Annotated in this window: 21 protein-coding genes; 9 read left to right on the forward strand and 12 right to left on the reverse strand. The window is 62.0% G+C overall.

Annotation, left to right across the window (positions count from 1 at the left end; genetic code table 11):
- Position 1: 1 nt before the first annotated feature.
- Together ACW9IB_RS03855 and ACW9IB_RS03860 are read right to left on the reverse strand one after the other, a co-directional pair.
- Entirely contained in the window at positions 2 to 448 is a 447-nt protein-coding gene (locus tag ACW9IB_RS03855) for an N-acetyltransferase family protein (protein ID WP_457365548.1), read from the reverse strand.
- Positions 445 to 1,083 (reverse strand): FMN-binding negative transcriptional regulator, encoded by a 639-nt coding sequence (locus ACW9IB_RS03860; protein ID WP_457365549.1) that lies wholly within the window; start codon positions 1,081 to 1,083, stop codon positions 445 to 447. Before ACW9IB_RS03860 ends, ACW9IB_RS03855 begins: the two co-directional genes overlap by 4 nt.
- Positions 1,084 to 1,170: 87 nt before the next feature.
- Here ACW9IB_RS03860 and pdxR point away from each other — a divergent pair, with 87 nt between their 5' ends.
- Both pdxR and ACW9IB_RS03870 read left to right on the forward strand, forming a co-directional pair.
- The gene (pdxR, locus tag ACW9IB_RS03865) at positions 1,171 to 2,715 is read left to right on the forward strand and encodes a MocR-like pyridoxine biosynthesis transcription factor PdxR (protein ID WP_457412446.1); all 1,545 of its coding nucleotides are present in this window, start codon (positions 1,171 to 1,173) and stop codon (positions 2,713 to 2,715) included.
- Positions 2,716 to 2,799: 84 nt separating this feature from the next.
- The gene (locus ACW9IB_RS03870; protein WP_457412448.1) at positions 2,800 to 5,094 is read left to right on the forward strand and encodes a hypothetical protein; all 2,295 of its coding nucleotides are present in this window, start codon (positions 2,800 to 2,802) and stop codon (positions 5,092 to 5,094) included.
- Positions 5,095 to 5,101: 7 nt separating this feature from the next.
- Here ACW9IB_RS03870 and ACW9IB_RS03875 read toward each other — a convergent pair whose 3' ends face one another.
- The 7 genes from ACW9IB_RS03875 to aspA form a co-directional block, all read right to left on the reverse strand.
- On the reverse strand, positions 5,102 to 6,193 hold the full coding sequence (locus ACW9IB_RS03875; protein WP_457412450.1) for a polyamine ABC transporter substrate-binding protein: 1,092 nt from the start codon (positions 6,191 to 6,193) through the stop codon (positions 5,102 to 5,104).
- Positions 6,190 to 7,230: a histone deacetylase family protein gene (locus tag ACW9IB_RS03880; RefSeq protein WP_457412451.1), complete on the reverse strand. Its 1,041-nt coding sequence runs from the start codon at positions 7,228 to 7,230 to the stop codon at positions 6,190 to 6,192. The genes ACW9IB_RS03875 and ACW9IB_RS03880 overlap by 4 nt, the downstream gene beginning before the upstream one ends.
- A 122-nt stretch (positions 7,231 to 7,352) precedes the next feature.
- A complete protein-coding gene (locus tag ACW9IB_RS03885; RefSeq protein WP_457412453.1) occupies positions 7,353 to 8,345 on the reverse strand; it encodes an AraC family transcriptional regulator in 993 nt (330 codons plus the stop codon).
- Positions 8,346 to 8,410: 65 nt separating this feature from the next.
- A complete protein-coding gene (locus ACW9IB_RS03890; RefSeq protein ID WP_457412454.1) occupies positions 8,411 to 13,012 on the reverse strand; it encodes a hypothetical protein in 4,602 nt (1,533 codons plus the stop codon).
- Between the two features lie 107 nt (positions 13,013 to 13,119).
- Positions 13,120 to 14,097 (reverse strand): asparaginase, encoded by a 978-nt coding sequence (locus ACW9IB_RS03895; protein WP_457412455.1) that lies wholly within the window; start codon positions 14,095 to 14,097, stop codon positions 13,120 to 13,122.
- Positions 14,098 to 14,177: 80 nt separating this feature from the next.
- A complete protein-coding gene (locus ACW9IB_RS03900; RefSeq protein ID WP_457412457.1) occupies positions 14,178 to 15,623 on the reverse strand; it encodes an alanine/glycine:cation symporter family protein in 1,446 nt (481 codons plus the stop codon).
- 468 nt (positions 15,624 to 16,091) lie between these two features.
- Positions 16,092 to 17,516, reverse strand: a complete 1,425-nt coding sequence (aspA, locus tag ACW9IB_RS03905) for an aspartate ammonia-lyase (RefSeq protein ID WP_457365558.1) — start codon at positions 17,514 to 17,516, stop codon at positions 16,092 to 16,094.
- Positions 17,517 to 17,697: 181 nt separating this feature from the next.
- Between aspA and ACW9IB_RS03910 the strand changes: the two genes are divergently transcribed.
- The gene (locus ACW9IB_RS03910) at positions 17,698 to 18,609 is read left to right on the forward strand and encodes a LysR substrate-binding domain-containing protein (RefSeq protein ID WP_457412459.1); all 912 of its coding nucleotides are present in this window, start codon (positions 17,698 to 17,700) and stop codon (positions 18,607 to 18,609) included.
- Positions 18,610 to 18,665: 56 nt separating this feature from the next.
- On the opposite strand, the gene ACW9IB_RS03915 is transcribed toward ACW9IB_RS03910, so the two are convergent.
- On the reverse strand, positions 18,666 to 19,301 hold the full coding sequence (locus ACW9IB_RS03915; RefSeq protein ID WP_457412460.1) for a hypothetical protein: 636 nt from the start codon (positions 19,299 to 19,301) through the stop codon (positions 18,666 to 18,668).
- Positions 19,302 to 19,680: 379 nt separating this feature from the next.
- Between ACW9IB_RS03915 and purE the strand changes: the two genes are divergently transcribed.
- From purE to ACW9IB_RS03935, 4 genes are all read left to right on the forward strand, one after another.
- Complete coding sequence (purE, locus tag ACW9IB_RS03920) at positions 19,681 to 20,172, forward strand: 5-(carboxyamino)imidazole ribonucleotide mutase (RefSeq protein ID WP_003213411.1); 492 nt, start codon at positions 19,681 to 19,683, stop codon at positions 20,170 to 20,172.
- A gap of 11 nt (positions 20,173 to 20,183) precedes the next feature.
- Entirely contained in the window at positions 20,184 to 21,269 is a 1,086-nt protein-coding gene (locus ACW9IB_RS03925; RefSeq protein ID WP_457412462.1) for a 5-(carboxyamino)imidazole ribonucleotide synthase, read from the forward strand.
- A gap of 105 nt (positions 21,270 to 21,374) precedes the next feature.
- Positions 21,375 to 21,620 (forward strand): GlsB/YeaQ/YmgE family stress response membrane protein, encoded by a 246-nt coding sequence (locus ACW9IB_RS03930; protein ID WP_017253508.1) that lies wholly within the window; start codon positions 21,375 to 21,377, stop codon positions 21,618 to 21,620.
- Between the two features lie 78 nt (positions 21,621 to 21,698).
- Entirely contained in the window at positions 21,699 to 22,235 is a 537-nt protein-coding gene (locus ACW9IB_RS03935; protein WP_016971682.1) for a DUF3299 domain-containing protein, read from the forward strand.
- Between the two features lie 117 nt (positions 22,236 to 22,352).
- Here the strand turns inward: ACW9IB_RS03935 and ACW9IB_RS03940 are convergent, their stop codons facing one another.
- Complete coding sequence (locus ACW9IB_RS03940; RefSeq protein ID WP_457412464.1) at positions 22,353 to 23,252, reverse strand: D-hexose-6-phosphate mutarotase; 900 nt, start codon at positions 23,250 to 23,252, stop codon at positions 22,353 to 22,355.
- Between the two features lie 58 nt (positions 23,253 to 23,310).
- On the reverse strand, positions 23,311 to 23,715 hold the full coding sequence (locus ACW9IB_RS03945; protein WP_003176975.1) for an acyl-CoA thioesterase: 405 nt from the start codon (positions 23,713 to 23,715) through the stop codon (positions 23,311 to 23,313).
- Between the two features lie 375 nt (positions 23,716 to 24,090).
- Here ACW9IB_RS03945 and ACW9IB_RS03950 point away from each other — a divergent pair, with 375 nt between their 5' ends.
- Together ACW9IB_RS03950 and ACW9IB_RS03955 are read left to right on the forward strand one after the other, a co-directional pair.
- Positions 24,091 to 25,380 carry an MFS transporter gene (locus tag ACW9IB_RS03950; protein WP_457412466.1) on the forward strand — a complete coding sequence of 430 codons (1,290 nt, stop codon included), beginning with the start codon at positions 24,091 to 24,093 and terminating at the stop codon, positions 25,378 to 25,380.
- Positions 25,381 to 25,482: 102 nt separating this feature from the next.
- A complete protein-coding gene (locus ACW9IB_RS03955; protein ID WP_457412468.1) occupies positions 25,483 to 26,772 on the forward strand; it encodes an MFS transporter in 1,290 nt (429 codons plus the stop codon).
- The last annotated feature ends 153 nt before the right edge of the window (positions 26,773 to 26,925 follow it).

Here is a 26,925-nt window from a genome sequence, read left to right on the forward strand (position 1 = left end):
CTTAGAGGCCTTTGCGAAATTGAATGAAGCCCGGGCGTTCGGCGATGCGCTCGTACAACTGGATCGCCGTGGCGTTGGTCTCGTGGGTCAGCCAGTGCACCTTGGCGCAACCGTCGGCTTTGGCGGTGGCGTAGACGAACTCGATCAGCTTGCGACCCACACCCGTACCCCGTTGCGCCGGAACCACCAGCAGGTCCTGCAGGTAGCAGGAGTTTTCGATGCTCCAGTTGGAGCGGTGGTAGATGAAGTTGACCATGCCCACCGCCTTGCCGTCCTGCCAGGCCAGTGCCGAATGGGTCGGCTCGCTGGCATCGATCAGGCGCTGCCAGGTGCTCTGGCTGACCGCGTCCGGCAGGGTGGTTTCGTAGAACTTCAAATAGGCCTGCCACAGTGGCAGCCACGCGGCATGGTCGGCGGCGGTGACCGGGCGAATGTCGATCTGGCTCATTCTGGAACTCCTTGGGGAATAAAGCGCGCGAGGGTCTGGTCGCGCACGTCGTGGCTGGCGGCCAGGCCCTCGCGCACGCCGGCGATATCCGCCGCGCTGCGGTTCTGGCTGAGTTTGCGTTTGCCGATCAGCCGCTCGATGGGCAGGGCGAAGCCGACGATGGCCTTGAGCATGCCCTCAATGTAGTCCGCCGGCGCGTCGCTGACTTTCCACGGCTGGGCGCGTTCGCTTTCGTGGCGATCGGTCAAGGCACTGACAACCGCCAGCAGGCGCTCGGCGTCGTTGAACACCTCGGCCTTGCCGTAGGCATGCACGGCGATGTAGTTCCAGGTGGGCACGACTTTGCCGTGCTCGGCCTTGGCCGGGTAGAACGCCGGACTGACGTAGGCTTCGGCACCGGCAAAGATCACCAGCGCTTCGCTGCCGTTCTGCAGGTCTTTCCACTGCGGGTTGGCCTTGGCCAGGTGCCCGTAGAGTGTGCCGTTCGGGCCCTCATCGGGGTTGAGCAGCAGCGGCAAGTGGCTGGCTTGCAGGCCTTGCTCGCCAAAGGTCACCAGCTGTGCCAGACGTGTGTGCTGGATCAATTGGTGCAGTTCAGGCAAGTCGTCGAGGGCAAAGGCGCGGGGTGTGTACATGAATATTTTCCTTGGCGAATGCCTGCATCCTAGGCAGGCTAATGGTTCGTTGTAAGAGCCATCAGTGGCCAATTTCATAGGTCCAATATGCCGCCGATCACACCACCACTGTCCTTCAACCCCGCCGGAATCGAGCTGGATCGTCGCCAAGGGCTCACGCGCCAACTCTACGAAGCCTTGCGCCAACGGGTGTTGGATGGTCGGTTGGTCAGCGGTACGCGCTTGCCCGCCACCCGCGACCTGGCGGCGGCCTTGTCGATTTCGCGCAACAGCGTGGTGCGGGCCTACGACCAGTTGTATGCGGAAGGGTTTATCGAAAGCCGGGTCGGGGATGGCACTTATGTCGCCCAACTGCCCACGCACAAAAAATTATCCACAAAACTGTCCACAGGGTTTTCAACAGGCTTATCCCCAGCTTTATCCACAAAATGGGGAAAATTACCGGAAGACCTGGACAGTGAAGTTATCCACAGCGGGAACCTGGCCCGGATAAAAAACAACCACCTGCCACAGCCGCCGGCAGGGCCGCCGCGCGCCTTTCGTGTGGGCGTTCCGGCATTCGATCTGTTTCCGTTTGACGTGTGGGCCAAGCTCAACGGGGCGTTCTGGCGCAAGCCGGACCTGGAACAGCTGTGCTATGGCGACCCCGCAGGTGACAGCCGTTTGCGCGGGTTGATCGCGGCTTACCTGCGCAGTTCGCGGGGCATGCAGTGCACCGCTGAACAAATTGTGATCACCAGTGGTGCACAACAGGCGATCAGTCTTTGTGCACAGTTGCTGGTCGAGCCGGGCGATGGCGTGGCGGTGGAAAACCCGGGCTATCGCGCTGCCGGTCACGCCTTTGCCCTGGCAGGTGCGCGGCTGCATGGCGTGCCGGTGGATCACGACGGCATCGACTGCCAGGTGTTGAACAGCCTGCAAGATTGCCATGTGGCCTACGTCACGCCGTCCCATCAGTATCCGCTGGGGGTGGTGATGAGCCTGGCACGACGCCTGGAATTGCTGGCGTGGGCCGAGCGGACTGGCGGCTGGATCATCGAAGACGACTACGATGGCGAATACCGCTACAGCGGCGCGCCGCTGGCGCCGTTGGCAGCCTTGGATCGTGGTGGACGGGTGCTCTACGTCGGGACGTTCGGCAAGGTGGCGTTCCCGGCCTTGCGTCTGGGTTACCTGGTATTGCCGCCGGGCCTGGTGGATGCGTTCTCCCGGCGTCGCGCCGTGGACATGCGCCACTCCGAGGTCAGCACCCAGGCGGTGATGGCCGAGTTCATGGCTGCCGGGCATTTTCAGCGGCACATCCGGCGTATGCGCCGCGCGGCATTGAGCCGGCGCAATGCCTTGCTGGCCGGCTGGCCCGAGGGGCTACCGGGCGTGGGGCCACTGCCCAGCGTCGCCGCGGGATTGCACCTGACGGTACGCGTCGACAGCCTGGCCCGCGAGCAGCAGTTGCTCGCACAAGCGCATGCGGTGGACGTCGAAGTCAACGGCTTGAGCACCTACTGGTTGGCGCAATCCACCACTCCCGAGGACCAGCGCGCCGGCCTCGTACTGGGGTTCGCCGCCGTACCCGAGGCGGGCATTGCCCTGGCGCTTGCCCGGCTGCGTCAGGCGTGGGGGCGTGTCAACTAACTACACACCTCTGCGCGGTGCGCAGCCTTACCTTGAATACCCATGGCCGGGCGCATGGTGCGACCGGCGTTCAAGGTAATCATCATGTTCGATCCGTTCAGATTGCAGCTCGGCCAGATGTTCGCGCTGCGCCCCACCCTCCAATCGCTGGGCATCACCCAAGCCCGGCTCGACCAACACTATCAGGCGGTGCTCGAACACTATGGCGAGCGCCTGATCGATTTCTTCACCCGCCCCGATACGCGAGGGTTCAGCCGCTGGCGTTCCCTGGCGCAGCAACTGGAGCGGCGGCTGCGCACCGCCCGCAGGGCGCTGGACGACGCCACCGCGCGGGCCATGGTCACGGCCGTGCTGGATTACCCCGACAGTGGCGAACGCGAGCAACAATTGGGCGTGCGTTCGCCGCAGGTTTACCTCGCCAATCGACACGGCTGCCTGACGCTGGTCATGACGCGGGGCAGCGATACGTCATGGATGTTCACCCTGGCCCGGGGGCTGGAAATTGTGGATGACGCCACGGCGCTGCTGGGCGGCGCAGAGCGTCTGGAACATAACGTCTTCGAGGAGTGGGCTTTGGGGGCGCTGGAAACGGCCTTGCAGCGCATCGCCTGGATCGACCCCAGCGAGTTTCCCGAACTCGCGGCATTGGACCGGCAACTGGCCTGGGCGTCGGGTTTCACGGATTTCATTGAGCCGCACCTGGAGCAAGACAGCTTGCGGTTCGAGCTGGAGCAACAGTTGCCCGCGTGGCTGAAAAACGCCTCACCTTCGGGCCGCTTGGCCTATAGCCAATGGCTTGAGGCGCTGGCGCGGTTTCATGAAAAGCATCGTGGCGCCAGTGTGCTGGACGCGGACGCGGAACCGGATGCCCGGCACAGCGCGTTATTCGCTCGGCAACTGGCTTTGCAATTGCGTCGGCTGACACTGGAATACAGCCTGCGCAACGAAGCCAATGTCACCCATGAAGGCTACCGAACGGTGCGTGCGGCGGTGAACAGGTTCGCCCCGCACCGTCGCTTGCGAGGTGTGCCGGTGGCGTTCATGCCGTTGCAAGAGGGCGACGGCTATCTGCTGGGCCCCCCGGCAAACACCCAGGGTCCCTGGGTGGTGTTGCGGCCAGAGGAACCGCTGGTGATCGAGCAAGTGTCGTCGGCGCCCGCTGCCGGAGCGCCACTGGCCGAGCCGTTCAGCGTGCTGTACAGCGCCGGAGTGGCGCGCTGGTCGACGCTGCTTGAATCGCCTTTGCAGACCCTGGCCCGTCTCAAGCAAGTGGGCGGCAACCTTGAAGGCTTCTGCGAAGCCACGCGGACCTGGCGATGCGAAGTCAGCCTGCTGCGCAACCTGGCGATCCTGCTGGTGTGCCCTGGCACAAGGCACCCTGGCGATGTTGCGGTGGCGCATCCTCGGGTCAAGCGCCTGGATACCGCCTGGGCCGGGGCGCGCAAGGCCTTGTCGGTCACCCAAGGCAAACGGTTGGTCGCGTTGCAACGTCCCCCTTCCCCCACGCCGGGTGAGCTGATCGAGGAGGGGGTGCATAAAGGGCTGTACAGGCAGGGCGGTGCGTTGATCTACAACAAGGATGAAAACCACTTCAACGTGCTTTCGAATATCCGGTTTGCGCCTGTCCTGAACGTCAATGTCGTGCAACACCAGATCGTCGACCAGCACGAACAGCCGACCGCCTGCGGCCCCGGCATCAGCCCGGATACCCAGGGCCGCTGGCGCCTGCAACGCGCGCCCAGGTTGCGGCGCAACGCCGGTCAGTTGAGCCCTGCGGCACGCCGCGCGATCAGCGCAGGCACCACCTTGAGTGCCACTCTGCCCAAGTTGCTCGGTGACGCGACTCGACAGTCTCAGACCCCGGGCACCTTGGCCGTGGAAGTGGAGGAGGACCTGCAGCGCAGTGCCGGTCGTTTTGACGAAGCCGCCAAAGCGATCCACCGCGCCAACAGCGACGCCCCCTTGATCGCCCAGTTGCAGGACCAGGCGCGGCAGTTGCGTGCCCATGGCCGTTACCTGCGCATCGAAATGGCTCGGCACACCCTCACCCCGACACTCGGCGACGTGCAGTATTTGCTGGCTCAACAGGTGATTCGCATCCGCCGGATTCAGGGCCGAGTGCCGGAAACCATCGACGGCGTAGTGGACTATTTGCAGGAATACGAAGTGCTGGACCTCACCGACGGCGAACGGCCGCTGTGGTACGCGCACTTTCACTATCCCACCCCTGAGACCGCAGACGGCCAGCCCACGGCGGCCCATCTCAAGATCGCGGCCCAGCGCAGGCTGGGCCGCGAGTACGAGCGTGAAACCGGGCGCAAGGTCTACCGTGCGTCGATCACCAATGCCTCGGGGCGCCAGTTATTTCTGGCGTCTTGAGCCGGTCTCAGGTGCCAGATTTGATCTTGGTCCAGGCCCGGGTGCGGGCACGTTCAGCGTCACGGCCCAGGGGTTTGAGGGTGTAGAGCCTAGCCATGGCCGCCTCGGTCGGGTACAGGTTGGGGTTGTTGCGAATCGCCGGGTCGACCTGTTCGGTGGCGTCTTTGTTCGGGTTGGGGTAGCCGACAAAGTCGCTGATTGGCGCGATCACCTGGGGTTGCAGCAGGTAGTTGATAAAGGTGTAGGCGTCCTGCGGGTTCTGCGCGCCCTTGGGAATGGCGAGCATGTCGAACCAGATCGGTGCGCCTTCCTTGGGCAGGCGCATGTCCACGGTCACGCCATTCTTGGCTTCTTTGGCGCGGTTGGCGGCCTGGGAGAAGCTGCCCGAGTAACCCACGGCCACGCAGATGTCGCCATTGGCGATGTCGGCCATGTACTTGGAGGAATGGAAGTAGGTGATGTACGGACGGATCTTCATCAGCAACGCTTCAGCCTTGACGTAATCCTTGGGGTTGCTGCTGTTGGGGTCCAGGCCCAGGTGCTGCAAGGCCAGCGGCAGGATCTCCGAGGGCGAGTCGAGCAGGGCTACACCGCACTGTTTGAGCTTGCTGATGTTCTCTTCCTTGAAGATCAGGTCCCAGCTGTCCACCGGTGCATCGGCTCCCAGCACCGCCTTGACCTTGTCCGGGTTGAAGCCGATCAGGATGGTGCCGTACATGTAGGGCACGGCGAATTTGTTGCCCGGGTCGTTGGCCTCGATCAACTTCATCAGCTTGGGGTCGAGGTGGTTCCAGTTGGGCAGTTGGCTGCGGTCCAGGGGTTGGAACACGCCGGCTTCGATCTGCTTGGCCAGGAACACATTGGACGGCACCACCACGTCATAGCCGGAGTTGCCGGTGAGCAGCTTGGCCTCCAGGGCTTCGTTGGTGTCGAAGATGTCGTACACAAGCTTGATCTTCGGGTTCTGCGCCTTGAAATCTTCCAGTGCCTTGGGGGTGATGTAGTCGAACCAGTTATAGACCTTGAGGGGTTTTTCTTCGGCCTGTGCCGCGCCGCTCAGTACGGCGGCGCACAAGAGCAGGGAGGTGAGCATCTTCATCGGGCAGCTCCTTCTTGTTCGAAACCTTCGAGTACGTTGACGGCGTTGATGCCGATTTCTTCTACCGCGTAGCCGCCTTCCATCACGAACAGCGTGGGCTTGCCCAGGCGTGCGATGCGTGCGCCCATGGCGAGGTAATCCGGGCTGTCGAGCTTGAACTGGGAGATGGGGTCGTCCTTGAAGGTGTCCACGCCCAGGGACACTACGATGACATCGGCGTCGTAGCGCTCTGTCTCGCGGCAGGCCTCTTCCAGGGCCGCGCTCCAGGTGTCCCAGCCGGAGCCGGCCGGCAGCGGGTAGTTGAAGTTGAAGCCTTCCCCGGCCCCTTCGCCCAGTTCGTCGGCATAGCCGAGGAAAAACGGAAACTCTGCCTCCGGATGACCGTGGATCGAGGTGAACAGCACGTCATTGCGTGCGTAGAAGATCGACTGAGTGCCGTTGCCGTGGTGGTAGTCCACATCGATGATCGCGACTTTCCGATGGCCTTGGTCGAGAAACGCTTGGGCCGCGATGGCCGCGTTATTGAGGTAGCAGTAACCGCCCATCAAGTCGCTGGCGGCGTGATGCCCCGGTGGCCGGCACAAGGCGAACGCGCTGTGGGCGCCTTGCTGAATTGCCTGTTGCGCGGTGAGTGCGACCTGCGCCGCACTGTAAGCCGCCTGCCAGGTGCCGCCGGTGATCGGTGCGCCGCCATCGAAGCTGTAATACCCCAGCTGGCCGTGCAGGCTGGTGGGCAGCACGCGGCGCAGCGTGCGTGCGGGCCAGGTGTAGGGCAGCAAGTCGCCGTCCTCGCCGAACTCGGTCCAGCGTGCCCAGGCGCCTTTGAAGAAGTCGAGGTAGTCGCGGCTGTGGATGCGTTGCAGCGGCGCCAGGCCGAAATCCTGCGGGGGCTGCACCGGGCCCAGTGCGCGGTCCTTGACCCGTTGCAGCACGTGGTCGGCACGGGACGGCATTTCGAAGCAGGGCATCAGTTGCCCGTCCATCAGTTCACAGCGTCCGTGGTGCAGATGGTGATCGTCCGAATAGATCGTCAGCATGGGTACTCCCCGCAGGCTCATTGTTGTGGCCTCAAGTGTTGCGGGGCGGGGCGCTCAAGAGAATGGCCGGAGCGGCCAGAAGGGGATAAATGTGGCCAAAGAACGTGACCGTAATTCGCCCGTTATTGGCGCATCACGCTGGGCGCCACCCCACTCCAGCGCACGAATGCATGGCGAAAGCTCGCGGTCTCGCTGAAGCCCAGCTGTTCGGCAATTTGATGAATGGGCATCTGGTCCTGCGCCAGCCATTGCTTGGCTTGCTCGAAGCGCAATTCGTCGAGCAATTGCTGGTAGCTGCAACCCAGTGCGTGCAGGTGACGTCGCAGGGTACGCGCCGAGCAATTCATCTGCGCCGCCAAGCCATCCAGGCCGGGGGCGGCATGCAGCTGATCGGCCAGTAACTGGCGCACGCGATTGAGCCAGGCCTGGCGCCCGGTGAACTCGGAGTTCTGTTTGCGGCAACGTTCGACCATGGCCCGGTGGGTGATGGCATCCGCCAGGGGAAGGGGTTGCTGCAACCACTGTTTATCGAAGGAAAACCCATTGATCAGTGCGTTGAATTGCACCGGGCAGTCGAAGCGTTCGGCATAGCGTGCGTGATAATTCGGCGCGGCGTAATCGAAGCTGGCACCCCGCAACGGTAAGGGGCGTCCGAGGAGGTCGTCACAAATGACCTTCATCGACACCAGGCAAAACTCCACGTTGAAGGCCGCCAGTTCGGGGTTTTCCCGGTAGTCGCCGGCGGTCAGCCAGATGTGCTCGCCGTCTTCCACCAGGCTCAGTTCGAAAAGTGTTCCCAACAGCGCCGGGTAGCGCAGTGCCTGGCGCAAAGCGTCACCTAAGGTGGCACTGGTGAGCAGTGCATACCCGAGCAAGCCGTAACACGACACGTGCATGCGCTGGCCCAATTCCAGGCCGATGTCCTGACGCAGGGCCACGGCATTGGCGCACACGCGCATCTCCTGGCAGGTGGTGATACGCGTGTCGGCCCGGTGCAGGTCGGCCATGCCAATGCCACTGCCGGCCAGCAATACATCGTTCGCCAGGCCCTGATCCTCGAAGGTGGCCAGGACCAGGGATACGGCGTTGAGGGTGGTCAAGTGTGAATGCAGCATGGCGCAAACCGGTGCCAGAGTGTGCTCCCGATGCAGCAAGTTGCATGCCGCTTGCCGGGGGCGCGTCAACTGCCGGATCCGGATTTGGGCCGCTCGAAAAATAGCTCGCGTGCCTGTTCCAGGCTGATCTCGCTGCGATAGAACGCGACGGTCTGTGCCCGGCTCAGACCATCGGGTGAGTCGGCGGCGCTGCCCAGCGCATGCTCCGCCGGGTTTTTCAGGCGGGCAGACACGTAGGCTTTATCGGGCGTCCAGTGGGTGCTGTAGTGAAAGTGTGCGTACCACAGCACCTGCCCCGTAACGCGATCGCTGATGGTGTATTCATCCAGGTAGTCCGGGTTTATGGACTTGATGCGACGGCGGGCCACGCTTTTCTTGATGGATATCACATTGTGTCGCTTGAGCCATTCAACCCCCGATACGGTGGGTGGCCGCAGCTTGAGCGTGCGTTGCACCAGCTGATTGCTCTGCTGATAGAGGTCGGCCAAGGCGCCGTCGAGGGCTTTGATCACGGCGCTGGCCGGTGCTGACAAGGCGTCACTGTCGGTGATGTTGCGCTGCGTCAGGGCCTGTTCGATCGAGTGACGGGCCAACTCCAGCCTGCTGGCATGCTGGTGGTACAAGTGCTCGATGCCAAACGGTGCACGATCAGCGAGGTTGGCGTGGGTACGGGCCCGTGCGAGAAATGCGGGCAGCTCACTCAACAGGTGCTGGCCCTGGCTGATGCTCTGCTGCACATCCACGGCAATGGGCCCGGCCGACGGCGGCGGGGTGCGGTCGCGTACGACCCAGACGCCCTTGGTTTTTTCATGATAGGTGGCCAGCACCTGCTGGGTCAGGGGTGAGCGAATATCCACCAGGCCGGTTTCCAGGCCCAAGTCGGTCAAGCGCGGCTCACCGATCAGCAGGCCGTTGTAGCGGGTGTGGATAAATTGTTTCCTGGGGCGCGGCGGCGTGGACGGCGGGGTGGGGCGGTTTCTGAGCGCGGTTCTTTCCAGGCTCAGCATGCCGAGGTTGCTGGTGGCCCGGTGCTGGAACTCGCTCAGTTCCCCGCGCAATTCAAGCAGTTGATCGGTGATAGCTTGTTCGGAGAACTCCACGGGAAAATCCTGCAGGCGCTCGTCCAGTAATTGAAACTGTTCGATCAGGCTGCTCAAGGTATCAATGCGTTCGTCCAGGCGTCGGTCACTGCGCTCCTCCAGGGTGTCGCGCAGGCACTGGATCGCGATGTCGGCGGTGTCGACAATCTGGTCAATCGCCAACCAGGCTTGCGGCGTGCTCTTGATGCTTGTCTCGGGCAGGCACAGGTTGCGCGTCAGTGATATGCGTATCGCCTTGAGGTCGTCGGGGGTGTAGACCGGCATCGAGCCCTTGAGGGTATTGAGTAGCAGCGCACCATCCCTGGCCAGACCCTTGAGTTCGGTGAAGCGGCCGTGCATGTATTCCAATTGCACCAGCAGCTTGCCGGCCAATTCGCGCAGTTCGCGGAAGTCCTCGATGTAGCGCTCTTGCGGCACTTCGATCTGGCGCTGTATCTGATCGTGCACAGAACGCCATTTGGGTGTGAAGCGGGCGAGAATATCGCTGAGTGCGGCCTGGGTCAGCCCGGCCTGGGCCTTGATGTAGTTGAGGGCCTTGGGCGCGTACTCTGCGCTGGGTTCATGGACATTCATTTCCTTGAGCATCTGCAGGGCCGACTCGTACTCCGTGCGCTGGGTCTCCAGGGTCTGGATATAGGCGTGCCTGAGCGCATCAGCCGAGGTGGAGGGGCCGGTGTCCAATGCCTGCCGGGCCCGTTGCAGCTCGTCCTGGGCCGCCCGTTTACCTTTTTCGAAGGCCTCCAGGCGCTCGCGCAATTTCTGCGCCTTTTGACTGGCCTGCGCGCGGGCCTTGGCGGTCAGGAGCTTGGGACCGCCTCCCCGCAGACGCAGGCGGGTATCGATAAACCACTGACCGCTGCTGTTGTGAATCAACAGTGGGCCGGTACGACTGGGTTGCGCGGGGTCGACAATCTGTACATCGTCGTTTTCGTCGACCAACACTTTGAACCAGCGATGTGCCACCGGGGCGTACCAGCTTTGCCCGGCGCCATACAGAAAATGATAAGCCCCAGGTTCGTTGTGTACTTCTCCCAGCGCGTCGGGTTTGACCACCATGAAGCTGTCCAGCACGGTGGCCAGGCGGGCAGGTGCCCGGTTGATTGCGCCGCTGACGTGCAAGGGCTGGTCATGGGCGATCAGCGCGTCTGAAGCAATCGGCGTCAGTCGAGTGATGCTGACGGGCGTTGGAGGGGAGGGTTGTTTTGGCACCACCACAGTGTTGCCGGGCGTTAGTCGGCGTGGTGTGGTGCGGGTAACACTGTGCAGGGTCAGGGCCGTGCCGAGATTGAGCAGCAATTCGGCGAGTGCGGCCCAAGTGGATCGCTGCTCGGGATGCTCCCGGGTGTCGACCACGGTTTGCAGCTGATCCATGATTTGCCAGATCCAGGCCGCCGCACCGACGGTGCGCCCCAGAAACGGCAGTGCGCTATTGAAGATCAGCCAGCCGGCGCGTTTGAACGTGGCCCAGCGCGCTTCGGCGTTGGACACCGATTGCCGGTCGGCGAGAGTGATCAGGGCGTTGGCATTGGCATCGTACAGTACGCCGGGCAGGTCGCCCTCGATAGCCTCCTGGCCGAGCGCCAGCGGCCCGCCCATGATCCATAGCTTGAACGGGTCTGCCAGGAATTCGACCACGGCCCAGGGCGACGGCAGGTCGCCGGGAAACACGTATTGGGCATAATCATCGCGCACGTCATCCGGCAGCCACGCCAGCACCGAATCGCGCAGGCTTCTGGACTGCTGCAAGGCATAGAGCAGGTTGTTTTGCGAAGGGAACTGGGAAAGGGGTTTGTCCAGCAGCGGCCGGTACAGCAGGCAGGGGCCGGCGGTCGGGTCTTCCGGCCCGATCACGAACATATTGGTGACCTGGTCGGCAATGTTGCCCTGCCGACGGGTCGGCACGAACGCCAGCGCTCGCATCACAATGCGCTGGCCCTGTACCTGGCGTTCGGCGGTCTCGGCCTGTGTCACGGCCTTTACATACGCATAGCCTTGTTCATCGATGCCATTTTCGTGGCGCAACTTGCACTGCAAAGCCAGTAACGGCAGTTGAATGCGCAAGTGCTGGGCGTAGAGCGAGCGCCGGCGTGCGGACTCTTGAGCGTTATCCAGCAGCGTTCGGCGTATCAGCGCCAGGTAGGTGCTGCCGATGTCCACGCGGCTGATCAAGCCTTCCAGGTACTCGACGGTCAGCCAGTCCGGCAGCGGGTGTGGGTTTCGCAGGCGCAGGGACTTGATGCCCAGTGGCAAGGCAATCAGGTTTTGCAGGGCCAGTTCCACCAGGCTGAACACCGTGGTGTCGATTTGCCCCGGCACCGCGAATGTGCCCCAGACCACGGGGCTGCGCACGACGATGTCGAGGTCGCTCAGCCACTGCGTGAGTGCGTCGGGGTGGTCCTTGAGCATTTCCGCGCTGAGCCGTTCGAGCGTGTATTGAGGGAGAGGGCTGATGCCTTCGTCATAAGTACGGCCCTCGTTGGCGTTATGCAGGGCTGCCAGGTCCTTGAGGTGGCGTGAGTACGCCGCCTGGTCTGCCGCAGTGGCGCTGGTGAGCCACTCGGGGAGCGCTTGGATGTAATCGAGCAGGGCCGGTGCGCTTCGTTTGGCGCGGGGGGTTGGCGGTTGCGCCAGGACGTGCTGTGAAACGTTCGGCTCGCGCAGGTAGGAAAAGTCGATAGCCCCGATCGCCTTGGTCTGGATGCCGATGAAAGCACTGGCCAGGTAGTCGAAAAAATCACCATCAGGTTCGACCAGGCGCCACTCGAGTTTTTTGTACATCACCGGCAGTGACAGGTCCTTGCCCAGTTCGTCGAGGGACCGGTACTTCTTGAAACCCGACATCAACGAATGGGTGAGGACCACCTCGGTGCCTTCCGGTTTGCCGACAAGCACGCTGATCAGGTTTTCATCAAGGTGGGAAGTATTGCCCGCGTCATCAATCTGGTCGACATCCACCACATAGGCTCGAACGCCATTTGGGTTTTGTTGCTTGCGAGTGGCCGCGTCCGGGGTTTGAAACAGCTGGCGTGCCATTTGGCAATCAGCCGTGGTCCAGCCAGGCACTTGTATCAGGTTCCAGTGGTCGCGCAGCATGGTCGATAACCCGTGCCAGCGTGGGCCGCTGTCACTTTCGATGGTGTTCCAGTACTCCAGTTGGGCCTGTTGGTAGCCGCGCAACATCACGGGTGCCAGGGTATTGAGGATACTGGCGATATCGAGGATGCGCACCGGCAGGTGGATCGCTGGCTCAATAACGGGCAGTTGGGTCAGAAAATGCTGGCCTTCGATGTAGAGCGTGGGCACTGCCAACACGGATTGCACGGCGAGCACGTCGGTAAGCACCTGGTAATGGCGGCCGGCCGGTACGACCTGGTCATCCTCGATGTCCCACAGCGGAGTACCGACGACGGCGGTATTCGGGTCGATATCGAGCGTGGGGTACAGCGCCTGCAATTGCTCACGCAGCAAGGTGGCGGCCACTTCGCGAAACGCGGGGCCAGTGGACATTTGCGCGATCAGCGCGTCAGTGAGGCTTTGATGAGGTTCGGTTGAAGGGGATGCAGTCATGACGCTTCCTTGCACGAAAGAATGGCAACAGACCCATTAAAAACCTGGGCGTTGCCATGCTAGGAAGCGTCGAACCGGGTGCGGTGGTGCTTATGTAAGGCGGGTATTCACTGCAACTCGCCGCACAGGTCCAGTTCCACCAGACGGCGCACTTGCGCGGTGTCGAGTCCGGCGCCGATCAGCGCATTGAGCTTGCCGAACGCGGCCTCGCGGGTCATGCCACCGCCGGACAACACCCCGACGCCGCGCAGACGGCTGCCGGCTTCGTAGACGTCCAGCTCCACGCCGCCTTCATGGCATTGGGTGATGGCCACGACCACGATCCCATTGGCCTGCGCCCGTTGCAGGCTGGCCAGGAACGCCGGGTTATCGCTGGGCCCGGTGCCGCTGCCGAAGCATTCGAGGATCAGTGCCTGGATGCCGCTGTCGATCAGCGCATCCAGTTGCACGGCTGCAATACCCGGCACCAGCGGTAATACGCCGACGGTGGCCAGGGTCTTGGGATGTCGGTAATCCAGGGCCGCCGGAATGGCGTCCGCCCGGGCCACACCGCCATTACGTTGCAGGGCAGCAAACGGATGGCGCCCAAAACTGCGGATCTTCGCGCAGCGGGTCGGCGCCATCAGCGCGCCGTGGAAATACAACTGCACGCCGGGCGCCAAGCCTGCGCCCAGGGCGGCCAGCGCGCCGCTGACGTTTTCCCAGGCATCGCTGTCCGGTACACCGGCCGGCAGCATGGAGCCGGTGAACACCACCGGCGCCGGCAGGCCCAGCAACTGGAAGCTCATGGCCGCTGCGCTGTAGGCCAGGGTGTCGGTGCCGTGCAGGATCAGCACGCCATCGCAGCCTTGATCCACGGCCTCGATCACCGCCGCACGCAGGCGCTGCCAGTACGCAGGGGTCATGTTGGCGCTGTCGATCAGCGGCGCCATTTCGCGGAATTGCCACGCCGGCAACGGCTGGTTCGCCAGTTGTTCGCGCATGCGCGCTTCGAAACCGGAGGCCGGGGCCAGGCCGTTGGCGCTGGCCTGCATGCCGATGGTGCCGCCGGTGTAGAGCACCATGACGTTGTTGGATGCTGACATTGAGATTCTCCTGAACGAAAAACGCCGCCGGGCCCAGAGCATGCCCAAGGCCGGGCGGCGTGTCATCTATCGACCGGCGCTCAGCGTTGTGTCTGAGCGTTCAGTGCTGCCGAAGCCGCTGCGTCCGGTGTTGCCGGGTTGGCCGGCCAGGCCTTGCGGTCCAGGTCCAGGTCAGGGAACTGGCTGGAATCGAACACCGGAACCTTGATGCCCGAGGCGCGTTGATCGTCGTAGTCCTTCAGGATGCGCATGGCGATCTTGAACAGGAACGCCAGGGCGAACAGGTTGACGAACGCCAGCATCGTCATGGTGATGTCGGCAAAGGCGAACACGGTGCTCAGGTTTTCGATGGAACCCCAGAAGATCAGCACCAGCACCAGCGTGCGGTAAGCCATCAGCATCTTGCGGTTGTTGCCCACCAGAAAGCGCAGGTTGCTCTCGCCCAGGTAGTAGTTGTACATGATCGAGGTGAACACGAACAACGCCAGGGCCACCGAGATGAACATGCGGCCCCAGTCGCCTACGACGGCGGCCAGGGAGTTCTGGGTCAGGGCAATGCCATCGCCTTCGAAGCCCGGGGTGTAGAAGCCCGACAGCAGGATCAGCAGCGCGGTGCAGGTGCAGATCACGAAGGTATCGAGGAACACGCTGAACGCTTGCACCACACCTTGGGCCACCGGGTGTTCGACCGCCGCCACTGCCGCCACGTTGGGCGCGCTGCCCAGGCCGGCTTCGTTGGCGAACACGCCGCGTTTCACACCCATGATGATCGCGCTGCCCACCAGGCCGCCGAAGGCCTGGTCGAGGCCAAAGGCGCTCTTGACGATGGTCGCCAGCATGGCCGGTACGTGGTCGAACTGAAGCACGATCACGTACAGGGTCACGGCGATGTAGATCAGTGTCTTGACCGGTACCAGCAGGTCGGCGATCGACGCGATGCGCTTGATCCCGCCGATGAACACCAGGCCCAGCAAGACTGCCAGGGCCAGGCCGGTGTAGGTGGTGTCAAGGCCGAAAGCGTTGTTCAGCGAGTGGGTCACGGCGTGGGCTTGCAGGCCGTTGAAGGCAAAGCCGAAAGTCACCAGCAGCAGGAAGGCCATGACCATGCCCAGCCAGCGCTTTTGCAGGCCGTGCTGGATGTAGTAAGCCGGGCCGCCACGGAACTGGCCTTCCGCATCGCTGCGTTTATAGAGCTGGCCGAGGGCGCACTCGATAAAGCTGGACGACATGCCCACCAGCGCGGTGACCCACATCCAGAACACGGCACCGGGGCCGCCCAGGGTCACGGCGATGCCGACCCCGGCGATGTTACCGGCGCCTACGCGGCCGGCGAGGCTGAGCATCAGCGCCTGGAACGAGCTGAGCTGGTCGGAGCTGTTTTTCAGGCTGTCGCGAAACACCGAAAACATGTGGAAAAAGTGACGCAGTTGGACGAAACGCGAGCGGATCGTGAAATAACCGCCGAGCCCGACAATGAGCACGATCAGTACTTTCCCTGAGAGGAAGTCGTTGATGACTTCGAGCATGGAGTGTTCCTCGCTGATTTTTCTAATGGCAAACGCAGGACGGTCCGGCATGTCGCATGGCACCAGGCAGTGCGCGACGCTTCGACCCCGTTCCTTTTGCGGGTTGTTATTCATGCGGTTTCGCGCTGTACCGGGCCTCGTTACCGACAGCCTCAGACGCGAAGAGGGGCGGCACTATACCTAGGCGAACGTGATCCGTCTGCCCGGGCTGATTAAAGGTTTCACCCAATGCGACGGGTGATCCCCGTTTTACTGTGGGAGCGGGCTTGCCCGCGATAGCGGTGTGTCAGGCAACGGTGCTGTCATCTGACCCGGCCTCATCGCGGGCAAACCCGGCCCCCACAAGGTCCTTCGGTGTTCGGTCGAGCGTATTTCAGGCAAAAAAAAGGGCCTGAAGAGCGAGCCTTCAGGCCCTCAAAAGGTGAGAGGTGTCTAGTCCCTCAACCTGGTGAGCGGTGCAACAAGCGCTTAGGCCTTCAAGGGGACCAGGCGCGGGGCAATCATGTTTTCGGGGCGCAGGATGTCGTCGAGCATGGCGTCGTCGAGCAGGCCTTCTTCGCGCACCAGTTCCAGCACGCCACGGCCGCTTTCAAGGGCGATACGAGCGATTCGGGTGGCGTTTTCGTAGCCGATGTACGGGTTCAGTGCGGTGACCAGGCCGATGGAGTGCTCCACCAGTTCACGGCAGCGCGCTTCGTTGGCGGTGATACCGACAATGCAGTGTTCGCGCAGCATGTCCATGGCGCGTTGCAGCAGGCGGATCGAGTCGAAGATCTTGAAGGCGATCAGCGGTTCCATCACGTTCAGTTGCAGTTGGCCGCCTTCGGCTGCCATGGTCAGGGCCAGGTCGTTGCCGATGACCTGGAACGCCACCTGGTTCACGGCTTCCGGAATGACCGGGTTGACCTTGCCGGGCATGATCGAGCTGCCTGGCTGGCGCGCCGGCAGGTTGATTTCGTTGATGCCGGTGCGCGGGCCGCTGGACAGCAGGCGCAGGTCGTTGCAGATCTTCGACAGCTTCACGGCGGTACGCTTGAGCATGCCGGAGAACAGCACGAAGGCACCCATGTCGGAGGTGGCTTCGATCAGGTCGGCCGCCGGAACCACCGGTTGGCCGCTGATCAAGGCCAGGCGCTCTACGGCCAGGGCCTGGTAGCGCGGGTCGGCGTTGATGCCGGTGCCGATGGCGGTGCCACCCAGGTTCACTTCGGTCAACAGCTCTGGCGCCAGGGTTTTCAGGCGGGCCAGGTCTTCACCCAGGGTGGTGGCAAACGCGCGGAATTCCTGGCCGAGGGTCATCGGCACGGCGTCTTGCAGTTGGGTACGGCCCATTTTCAGGACGTGGGCGAACTCTTCGCCTTTGGCGGCGAACGACTGGATCAGGCTGTCGAGACTGGCCAGCAGCGCGTCATGGCCCAGCAGCAGACCCAGGCGGATCGCGGTCGGGTAGGCGTCGTTGGTCGACTGCGCCATGTTCACGTCGTTGTTGGGGTGCAGGTACTGGTATTCACCTTTGTTGTGGCCCATGGCCTCCAACGCGATGTTGGCGATGACTTCGTTGGCATTCATGTTGGTTGAAGTGCCGGCGCCGCCTTGAATCATGTCCACCACGAACTCTTCGTGGAAATCACCACGGATCAGACGGGCACAGGCCTCGCTGATGGCGGCGTGCTTGGCTTCGCTGAGCTGGCCCAACTCGCGGTTGGCGTCAGCGGCTGCTTGCTTGACCATTGCCAGGCCGACCACCAATTTCGGGTAATGCGAAATCGGAACGCCGGAGAGACGGAAGTTGTTCACCGCTCGCAGGGTCTGGATGCCGTAGTACGCTTGAGCCGGTACTTCGAGTACGCCAAGCAGGTCTTTTTCTGTGCGGAATGATGCAGCGGAGGACATGACGGAAATCATCTCGATATGGACCCGGGCTTTGCCGGAACGCTGTGAATGCTAGGCTTGTGGAAGATTCAGGGCCAATGCTGTTAAACACTGACCTATGCATAAACGGCATAATGTGAGTGTGACCCGGCTATCATGGCGGGCGTGTGTGCCAAAATGGTGCGTACCGTGGGAGAACGTGATGAACCTTGAGAGCAAATGGCTGGAAGACTTCAGCGCCCTGGCGGCCACCCGCAGCTTTTCCCAGGCGGCGGAGCGGCGCTTTGTCACCCAGCCGGCCTTCAGTCGACGTATCCGCAGCCTGGAAGCCGCACTGGGGCTGACGTTGGTCAACCGTTCGCGCACGCCGGTGGAGCTGACGGCGGCGGGACAGCTGTTCCTGGTGACCGCGCGCACCGTGGTCGAGCAACTCGGTGAAGTGCTGCGCCACTTGCATCACCTGGAGGGCGGCCAGGGCGAAGTCATGCAAGTGGCGGCGGCGCATTCTCTGGCACTGGGCTTCTTTCCACGCTGGATCGCGCAGTTGCGCAACGAAGGTTTGAACATCGCTACGCGACTGGTCGCCACTAACGTAGGTGACGCTGTGCACGCCTTGCGCGAAGGCGGCTGCGACTTGATGCTGGCGTTCTACGATCCGGACGCGGCCATGCAGATGGACGCCGAAATTTTCCCGTCCTTGCACCTGGGCAATACCGAAATGCTTCCGGTGTGTGCCGCCGACGCCAATGGCAAGCCGCTGTTCGACCTGGAAGGCGAGGGCAGCGTGCCGCTGCTGGCCTACAGCGCCGGCGCGTTCCTTGGCCGTTCGGTGCACTTGCTGTTGCGCCAGCGCGCCCTGCGTTTCACCACCGTGTACGAAACCGCCATGGCCGACAGCCTCAAGAGCATGGCCCTGGAAGGCCTGGGCATCGCCTGGGTGCCGCAGTTGAGTGTGCGAGCGGAGTTGGCCCGAGGCGAACTGGTGGTATGCGGTGGCCCGCAATGGCATGTGCCGCTGGAGATCCGCCTGTATCGCTGTGCGCTGGTACGCAAGGCGAACGTGCGGTTGTTGTGGCGCAAGTTGGAAGGTGGGGCGGCCAGCGCAACACTGTGAACGGCGGATGAAACTCAGGGCAATTGTGGCCTGTTGACATTGACTGGGAGGATGGCTCAGTCGAACTTATCCAGGTAGTTGCGAATGTTTTTTTTGTTCGCGTCGGAGTAGTTCAAGTCATTACCGCGCAGAAAGGACTCGCCGTTGTATGTCATAAACGTATCATTCCACCAACCGTCATAGGTGATATCCCCATCCCCACGCGTTGCACCCAGCAAAAGTCCAAGTGCGTGCGCGGCGCCTCGAGGATTTTTGTGCGAAGTCATTCCAAATTCACGGCCGGGGTCGGCCTTGGCAGGTTCGCTGAATCTTAAATGATCCGGCGTTACAAATAACGTTTTCTCAAGCTTGGATTTTTTCGATTGGTGATCGCGACTTGGGTGCTCGTTTCTATTCCAGTGTTCGCGAAGACCGTATTCGACATCATTGTCCGATTTGTAATTGAAGTCCCGCATTTTCGGATCGCGAACCACATTAATAACAACTTCTCGGCCGGAAATTTTCTCAATATGTTTCTTGGCCAGGGCTAAATGAGTTTGCTCGTATTCCCGCTCGGTGGTATGGCCCAAGTCCTTGTGGAAAACCACATTCACATAGATTGGTTGTTTGGGGGGACGCTCGGATTTTTCCGTTATTGTTGGAGTGCCTTGTGAAACGAATCGATAGAAGTCGAAGATGGAATGAGTGTTCACGGATATAACCCTCGTGTTTCGTTTGAAAATTGAGTTGCGAGGGACAAGCGTATCGTTTGTGCGTTTTCATCAGGTGCTAAATTGTCTGAACAGTCAGTGGGAAACTGTGCCTGGTTTTGTAAGGTACTCGGTTATCCGTGTGGCTTTTTTTATGGGTTTAAACAGAAATCGGCTGACTTTTGAGTCAGTAAATCACTTTGAGCGCTGCGCTAGACAGATGGTCATCCAAGGGGCTGTTTATCTGCATTATTACGGTATACTGCGCGGCCTTCGGCCGGTCCAACCGGCCAAATTTCGTACAACAAGCCACGCCGGATTTCCCGCGTGGCTTGTTGTTTTTTGACGCGCCTGCGGGCGCCCAGAGAGAAGAGGCACGACGATGAGTGCATTGGTTGGCGTGATCATGGGCTCCAAGTCCGATTGGTCCACCCTTAGCCACACCGCCGATATGCTGGAAAAACTCGGCATTCCGTATGAAGTGAAGGTGGTTTCCGCTCACCGTACCCCGGATCTGCTGTTCCAGTATGCCGATGAGGCTGAATCCCGTGGCATCGAGGTGATCATCGCCGGTGCGGGTGGCGCTGCCCACTTGCCGGGCATGTGTGCGGCCAAGACCCACCTGCCGGTACTCGGTGTACCTGTGCAGTCGTCGATGCTCTCGGGCGTGGACTCGCTGCTGTCCATCGTGCAGATGCCCGCCGGCATTCCGGTAGCGACCCTGGCGATCGGCAAGGCCGGTGCGATCAACGCTGCACTGTTGTCCGCCAGCATCCTGGGCGCCAAGCACCCGCAGTTCCATGCGGCGCTGAAAAAATTCCGGGCTGAACAGACAGACAGCGTGCTGGACAATCCAGATCCACGCATCGCCTGAGGGTGTAGACGATGAAAATCGGTGTAATCGGTGGCGGCCAACTGGGCCGCATGCTGGCCCTGGCGGGTACCCCGCTGGGGATGAACTTCGCTTTCCTGGACCCTGCGCCGGACGCCTGCGCGGGCGCCCTGGGTGAACATCTGCGCGCTGACTACAGCGACCCGGATCACCTGCGCCAACTGGCCGACGAAGTCGACCTGGTGACCTTCGAGTTCGAAAGCGTCCCGGCTGAAACCGTGGCTTTCCTGTCGCAGTTCGTGCCGGTGTACCCGAGCGCCGAAGCCTTGCGCATCGCCCGCGACCGCTGGTTCGAAAAGAGCATGTTCAAGGACCTGGGCATTCCGACCCCGGCCTTCGCCGATATCCAGTCCCAGGCGGACCTCGACGCCGCCGTCGCCAGCATCGGCCTGCCGGCGGTGCTGAAAACCCGCACCCTGGGTTACGACGGCAAGGGCCAGAAAGTCCTGCGCACCGCCGCCGATGTGGTTGGCACCTTTGCCGAACTGGGCAGCGTCGCCTGCCTGCTGGAAGGCTTCGTGCCGTTCACCGGCGAAGTCTCGCTGATTGCCGTGCGTGCCCGTGATGGCGAAACCCGCTTCTACCCGTTGGTGCACAACACCCACGCCAGCGGCATCCTCAAGCTGTCCGTGGCCAGCACCGATCATCCGTTGCAGGCGCTGGCCGAAGACTATTCCAGCCGCGTACTCAAGCAACTGGATTACGTCGGCGTGATGGCCTTCGAGTTCTTTGAAGTCGACGGTGGCCTCAAGGCCAACGAAATCGCCCCACGCGTGCACAACTCCGGGCACTGGACCACCGAAGGCGCCGAGTGCAGCCAGTTCGAAAACCACCTGCGGGCGGTGGCGGGTTTGCCGCTGGGCTCCACGGCCAAGGTTGGCGAGAGCGCCATGCTCAATTTCATCGGCACGGTGCCGGCGGTGGAGAAAGTCATCGCCATCGACGACTGCCACCTGCACCACTACGGCAAGGCCTTCAAGGCCGGGCGCAAGGTCGGCCACGCCAACCTGCGTTGCAAGGACCGCGCGACGCTTGAAGCGCAGATCCTCAAGGTTGAAGCGCTGATCGCCGGGCAATAAGCCAAGTCCGACGGGAACCATTGGCAACCGTCGTCTCTCTGATTGCAGGATGCCAAAGCCTGACTAGGCTTTGGCATAGCTCACCTACATTCAGAGGGAAATGCCATGGGTATCATCGGAACCATCTTTATCGGCCTGATCGTCGGCCTGCTGGCGCGTTTCCTCAAGCCCGGCGACGACAGCATGGGCTGGATCATGACCATCCTGCTGGGTATCGCAGGTTCTCTGGTCGCCACTTACGGGGGCCAGGCGCTGGGTATCTACCAGGCGGGCCAGGGCGCCGGTTTTATCGGCGCGCTGATCGGCGCCATCGTGCTGCTGGTGATCTACGGCCTGATCAAAAAGAAATGAGTTAAGCGACAAAGCCCTCTGCGCTGCGCAGGCGCAGAGGGCTAGAATGCTCGCCACCTGTATTTGTCGAGCCTCTCCATGCGCCGTCTTCTATTGACTCTCCTCCTGCTGGGCTCTGGCCTGGCACACGCCGGCGAACTGCCGGAAACCGACTGGCTCGACCTGATGCCGCTTTCGGACCAGAAAGCCCTCGAAGCCATGCCCGAGATCGACCACAACTCTCCCGAAGCCCAGGGCACGTTCACCGCAAAAGGTGGCTTGAAACAGAGCAAGGGGCTGCCGGCGGTGATGTATTCCACCAAGACCGTGGCGGCCATGAACGGCAAGAACATCCGCATTGGCGGTTATCCGGTGCCGCTGGAAACCGACGCCAAGGGCCGCAGCACCTTGTTCTTCCTCGTGCCGTACCCGGGCGCGTGCATCCATGTGCCGCCACCGCCGCCTAATCAACTGGTGCTGGTGCGCTACCCCAAGGGGCTGAAGCTGGATGATATCTATACACCGCTGTGGGTGACCGGCACCCTCAAGGTTGAAAAGGTCAACAACGACCTGGCGGACGCGGCGTATGCGTTGGATGCCGGAAAAGTGCGGGTAGTCAAAGAGTCGGATCTCTAAACCCGGCATATAACCCATGTGGGAGCTGGCTTGCCTGCGATAGCATCATCCGGGTATCACTGATACACCGAGGTGCCTGCATCGCAGGCAAGCCAGCTCCCACATTTTTATCGGCGTTTACAGGGCAATGGCGGCAATGCTTACACCAAGGGTGTGGCTTTCGCCTGGCGCCAAGGCCACCACATCATCCAGCACATTCGCCGTCTCGATGCACAGCATGCCCTGCCAGCCGTCATCGGCCATGTCGTCGAACGCCTTGGCACGTTCGGTCCAGGGGTTCCAGATCACGGTGGAGTTCGAACTCTCGGCGGTCAGTTGGATGCGGCGCTGCCAGTCTTTGTCGATGATGTTCAACTGGGACGGCGTGTCGAGGTAGATGCGGTCGGTCTCGGCGGTGAAGTGCAGGAGGCCGGATTGGGTCTTCTCGGTCCAGCCATCGGCGGTGTCGATATACGTGCCCCCATCCAGGCCGTCGACCTGCACATTACGCACATCGCTCACGGCGAAATAGGTGTGCAGGGCCTGGCTGAAGGTCGCGGTGTCGGTGCCGCGGTTGTGGCTGGTCAGACGGATATGCAGTTGATCATCCAACAACAGGCTCAGTTTTAGATCGACCTGATGGGGCCAGCCGGGAAAACCGCCAGCAGGTACGGGCAATACCAAGTCGATGCGCAAGGCATTGCCTTCAAGCTCGGTCGCGACCAGATCCCAAAGCGCTGTGCGCGCGAAACCATGGGCGCCGGCGGGTTGATCGCTCTGGCGCATTGCTTTCACGCTTTGCGGGTTGCGGTCGAATACACCAAACCACGGCCAGCACACCGGTACGCCGGTGCGAATGCCCTTGCCCTTTTTGAACACCGCCTGAGGATTCGGCCAGATCAGCGGCTGTTCGCCCTCGCGCCCGTAACTGAAGATGTGCGCACCCTGCTGGGCTACCATCAGTTCGGCACCGTTGTGGCGAATGCGCCAGCAGTCCAGCTCGTCGATTTTCACGGTTTCAACGTGGGGCGTCGGCATAACAAAGCACTCTTCATGGCAGGCAATGGGGCAATTGACCGTCAAAACCCAATGAGGTTTAACGCGCGCGCGACGGAACCGAACGCGTGCGGCCGCTGCCGTCGATGGCGACGAACACGAATACAGCCTCGGTGACCTTGCGCCATTCGCTGGACAGCGGGTCGTCGCTCCACACCTCGACCATCATCTGGATCGAACTGCGGCCGATTTCCAGGGCCTGGGTATAAAAGGACAACTGCGCGCCGACGGCTACCGGCACCAGGAAGGCCATGCGGTCGATGGCCACTGTTGCCACACGCCCGCCGGCGACCTTGCTGGCCATGGCGGTGCCGGCCAGGTCCATCTGTGCCACCAGCCAGCCGCCGAATATATCGCCAAAGCCATTGGTTTCACGCGGGAGCGCCGTGATTTGCAGGGCGAGATCGCCTTGCGGGATAGGATCTTCTTGTTCGAGTTCGATCATGCCGAGGGTGCCTCTGACCCGTGACGCTTCATGGGTATTTCAAGTGGATAGCCGTCTTCGAAAAAAACGTTTCAGCACCAACATACACCGCGTGATACGTTTCTCGTAAGGCGAACTGAAGGGAAACTCTGCCAAACCGGCTGGAGGGCACCCAACGGCGTTTTGGCACAGCAGCCCCTCAAGACAGCGGGTTTGACGCTTGCACGGGCCGAGTATATCGAGACCCTGACGCCGCGACGACCTCCCAAGGCTCATTTGGTCGGTAAATCGCGGCTGTAATGCGGCTTTTTCCGGAAACTGTGCTCATGGTCGGGAATATTTGCAGGTATTGAGGTGTTGTTCCGTCAGTACCGACCTTAATAGAGAAGCCCCGCCATGCCCACCGTGCCTGCAAGCACCGCGCCCGTCGTGCGTCCGCTGACCCGCAGCGACTATAAAACCCTGTCGCTGTCCGCCCTGGGCAGTGCGCTGGAGTTCTATGACTTCATCATCTTTGTGTTTTTCGCTGCCGTGGTGGGCAAGCTGTTTTTCCCGCCGGACATGCCCGAGTGGATGCGCCTGGTGCAAACTTTCGGCATTTTCGCCGCCGGCTACCTGATTCGCCCGCTGGGCGGCATCGTGATGGCGCACTTCGGTGACCTGCTGGGGCGCAAGAAAATGTTCACCCTGAGCATCTTCCTGATGGCCTTGCCCACCCTGGCCATCGGCTTGCTACCGACCTACTCCCAAGTCGGGCTGTTGGCGCCGGTGTTGTTGCTGCTGATGCGCATCATCCAGGGGGCGGCGATTGGCGGCGAGGTGCCGGGCGCCTGGATTTTCGTGGCCGAACACGTGCCGGCCAAGCGTATCGGATATGCCGTGGGGGTGCTGACCGTGGGCCTGAACCTGGGGATTTTGCTGGGTTCGCTGGTCGCAACAGGCTTGAATAGCGCTTACAGCCCGGAGCAGATCGCCGATTACGCCTGGCGTATTCCGTTCCTGCTCGGTGGCGTGTTCGGTCTGTTGTCGGTGTACCTGCGCCGCTGGCTGCACGAAACACCGGTATTCGCTGAGCTGCAACAACGCAAGGCACTGGCGGCCGAGGTGCCGTTGCGCACGGTGCTGCGCGAGCATCGCGAGTCGGTTGTCGTGTCGATGCTGCTGACCTGGCTGCTGTCCGCCGGCGTGGTGGTGGTGATCCTGATGACACCCGCCCTGTTGCAGGGCGTGTATCACTTCCCACCGAAAACCTCGTTGCAGGCCAATAGCCTGGCCATCGTCGCCCTGAGCCTGGGCGTGGTGGCGGCGGGTTGGCTGTGTGACCGCATCGGCGCAGGCCGGGTGCTGGTATTCGGCTGCGCGGGCATGGCGGTTTCGTGCTGGGTCTTGTATGCCAGCCTGGCGGGCCATCCCGAGTGGCTGTTTCCGCTGTATGCCTTGACCGGCCTGTTCGTCGGCACTGTGGCGGCGGCGCCTTTTGTGATGGTCAAGGGCTTTCCCGCAGCGGTGCGCTTCAGTGGGTTGTCGTTTTCCTACAACTTGGCGTATGCCGTGCTGGGCGGCCTGAGCCCGGTATTCGTTTCGCTGTTGCTCAAGGAAAGCCCGATGGGCCCGGCTTACTACGTGGCGCTGGTGTGCGTCGTGGGGATGGCCGTGGGTGCGTATCTGTGCAAGCGCGGGCGTTAAGCAACGCTGTGCTTTTCCGGGCGATTTGCTATCGTGCCGAACCGACCCCGGCGCTTGCCGGGGTCTCGCGTTCGCCGTCCTGACAATAAGAGAAGCCTTGCCATGTCCTCCGTGCCCGCAAGCAGTGCGCAACCTTCGCGCCCGCTGACCCGCAACGACTACAAAACCCTGTCGCTGTCTGCCTTGGGCGGGGCGCTGGAGTTCTACGACTTCATCATTTTCGTGTTTTTCGCCACCGTGGTCGGAAAACTGTTCTTCCCTGCCGAGATGCCTGAATGGCTGCGACTGATGCAGACCTTCGGCATCTTCGCCGCGGGCTATCTGGCCCGTCCGCTGGGCGGCATCATCATGGCGCACTTCGGTGACCTGCTGGGCCGCAAGAAGATGTTCACCCTGAGCATTTTCATGATGGCTGTGCCGACCCTGATCATGGGCCTGCTGCCGACCTACGCGCAGATCGGCCTCTGGGCGCCGATCCTGTTGCTGCTGATGCGCGTCATCCAGGGCGCGGCGATCGGTGGCGAAGTGCCGGGCGCGTGGGTATTCGTCTCCGAGCACGTACCGCCGCGCCACATCGGCTACGCCTGCGGCACGCTGACCAGCGGCCTCACTGCCGGCATCCTGCTGGGCTCGCTGGTGGCCACCGCGATCAATACCGCTTACACCCCGGAGCAGGTGTCGGACTACGCCTGGCGGATCCCGTTCCTGCTCGGCGGTGTGTTCGGCCTGTTGTCGGTGTACCTGCGCCGCTATTTGCACGAAACCCCGATCTTCGCCGAAATGCAGCAGCGCAAGACCCTGGCCGAAGAGCTGCCGCTGCGTGCCGTCGTGCGTGACCACCGTGGCGCCATCGTGCTGTCGATGTTGCTGACCTGGCTGCTGTCGGCCGCCATCGTGGTGGTGATCCTGATGACACCGACCGTGTTGCAGACGGTCTATCACTTCAGCCCCACGGATTCGCTCAAGGCCAACAGCCTGGCCATCGTGGCCCTGAGCTTTGGCTGCATCGGCGCCGGTGCACTGGCTGACCGTTTCGGTGCCGGGCGTGTGCTGATCGTGGGCTGTGCGCTGCTGCTGGCGAGCTCGTGGACGCTGTACCACAGCCTCACCGCTCACCCGGACTGGTTGTTCCCGCTGTACACCGTGACCGGCTTGTTCGTCGGCACCATCGGCGTCGTGCCCTATGTGATGGTCAAAGCCTTCCCGGCCGTGGTGCGTTTCAGCGGGTTGTCGTTTTCCTACAACGTCGCCTACGCCATCTTCGGGGGCCTGACGCCGCTGGTGGTGTCGCTACTCATGAAGGAAAGCCCGATGGGGCCGTCGTACTACGTGGCGGCGCTGTGCGTGATGGGGATGCTGGTGGGGGCTTATCTCTGGAAGCGTGCCCGTTGATTATTCGTTGATCGTTCCCGCGCACGTGTGGGAACGATCAACAGTTACAGAGTATTTCTGCAATACGGCAACAATCGCCCCATCCCCCGCGTACTCCCCGTCCAGCTTGATACCTGCCTTCTTTTTCCTCTCTTCGGCGCACTAGTGGCCTTT

Source organism: Pseudomonas sp. SDO524_S393 (assembly GCF_054071875.1).

Bases quoted from the DNA above. Each gene is read 5' to 3' on its own strand.
- ACW9IB_RS03855 (WP_457365548.1), bottom strand. From the start codon at position 448: ATGAGCCAGATCGACATTCGCCCGGTCACCGCCGCCGACCATGCCGCG.
- ACW9IB_RS03860 (WP_457365549.1), bottom strand. From the start codon at position 1,083: ATGTACACACCCCGCGCCTTTGCCCTCGACGACTTGCCTGAACTGCAC.
- pdxR (WP_457412446.1), top strand. From the start codon at position 1,171: ATGCCGCCGATCACACCACCACTGTCCTTCAACCCCGCCGGAATCGAG.
- ACW9IB_RS03870 (WP_457412448.1), top strand. From the start codon at position 2,800: ATGTTCGATCCGTTCAGATTGCAGCTCGGCCAGATGTTCGCGCTGCGC.
- ACW9IB_RS03875 (WP_457412450.1), bottom strand. From the start codon at position 6,193: ATGAAGATGCTCACCTCCCTGCTCTTGTGCGCCGCCGTACTGAGCGGC.
- ACW9IB_RS03880 (WP_457412451.1), bottom strand. From the start codon at position 7,230: ATGCTGACGATCTATTCGGACGATCACCATCTGCACCACGGACGCTGT.
- ACW9IB_RS03885 (WP_457412453.1), bottom strand. From the start codon at position 8,345: ATGCTGCATTCACACTTGACCACCCTCAACGCCGTATCCCTGGTCCTG.
- ACW9IB_RS03890 (WP_457412454.1), bottom strand. From the start codon at position 13,012: ATGACTGCATCCCCTTCAACCGAACCTCATCAAAGCCTCACTGACGCG.
- ACW9IB_RS03895 (WP_457412455.1), bottom strand. From the start codon at position 14,097: ATGTCAGCATCCAACAACGTCATGGTGCTCTACACCGGCGGCACCATC.
- ACW9IB_RS03900 (WP_457412457.1), bottom strand. From the start codon at position 15,623: ATGCTCGAAGTCATCAACGACTTCCTCTCAGGGAAAGTACTGATCGTG.
- aspA (WP_457365558.1), bottom strand. From the start codon at position 17,516: ATGTCCTCCGCTGCATCATTCCGCACAGAAAAAGACCTGCTTGGCGTA.
- ACW9IB_RS03910 (WP_457412459.1), top strand. From the start codon at position 17,698: ATGAACCTTGAGAGCAAATGGCTGGAAGACTTCAGCGCCCTGGCGGCC.
- purE (WP_003213411.1), top strand. From the start codon at position 19,681: ATGAGTGCATTGGTTGGCGTGATCATGGGCTCCAAGTCCGATTGGTCC.
- ACW9IB_RS03925 (WP_457412462.1), top strand. From the start codon at position 20,184: ATGAAAATCGGTGTAATCGGTGGCGGCCAACTGGGCCGCATGCTGGCC.
- ACW9IB_RS03930 (WP_017253508.1), top strand. From the start codon at position 21,375: ATGGGTATCATCGGAACCATCTTTATCGGCCTGATCGTCGGCCTGCTG.
- ACW9IB_RS03935 (WP_016971682.1), top strand. From the start codon at position 21,699: ATGCGCCGTCTTCTATTGACTCTCCTCCTGCTGGGCTCTGGCCTGGCA.
- ACW9IB_RS03940 (WP_457412464.1), bottom strand. From the start codon at position 23,252: ATGCCGACGCCCCACGTTGAAACCGTGAAAATCGACGAGCTGGACTGC.
- ACW9IB_RS03945 (WP_003176975.1), bottom strand. From the start codon at position 23,715: ATGATCGAACTCGAACAAGAAGATCCTATCCCGCAAGGCGATCTCGCC.
- ACW9IB_RS03950 (WP_457412466.1), top strand. From the start codon at position 24,091: ATGCCCACCGTGCCTGCAAGCACCGCGCCCGTCGTGCGTCCGCTGACC.
- ACW9IB_RS03955 (WP_457412468.1), top strand. From the start codon at position 25,483: ATGTCCTCCGTGCCCGCAAGCAGTGCGCAACCTTCGCGCCCGCTGACC.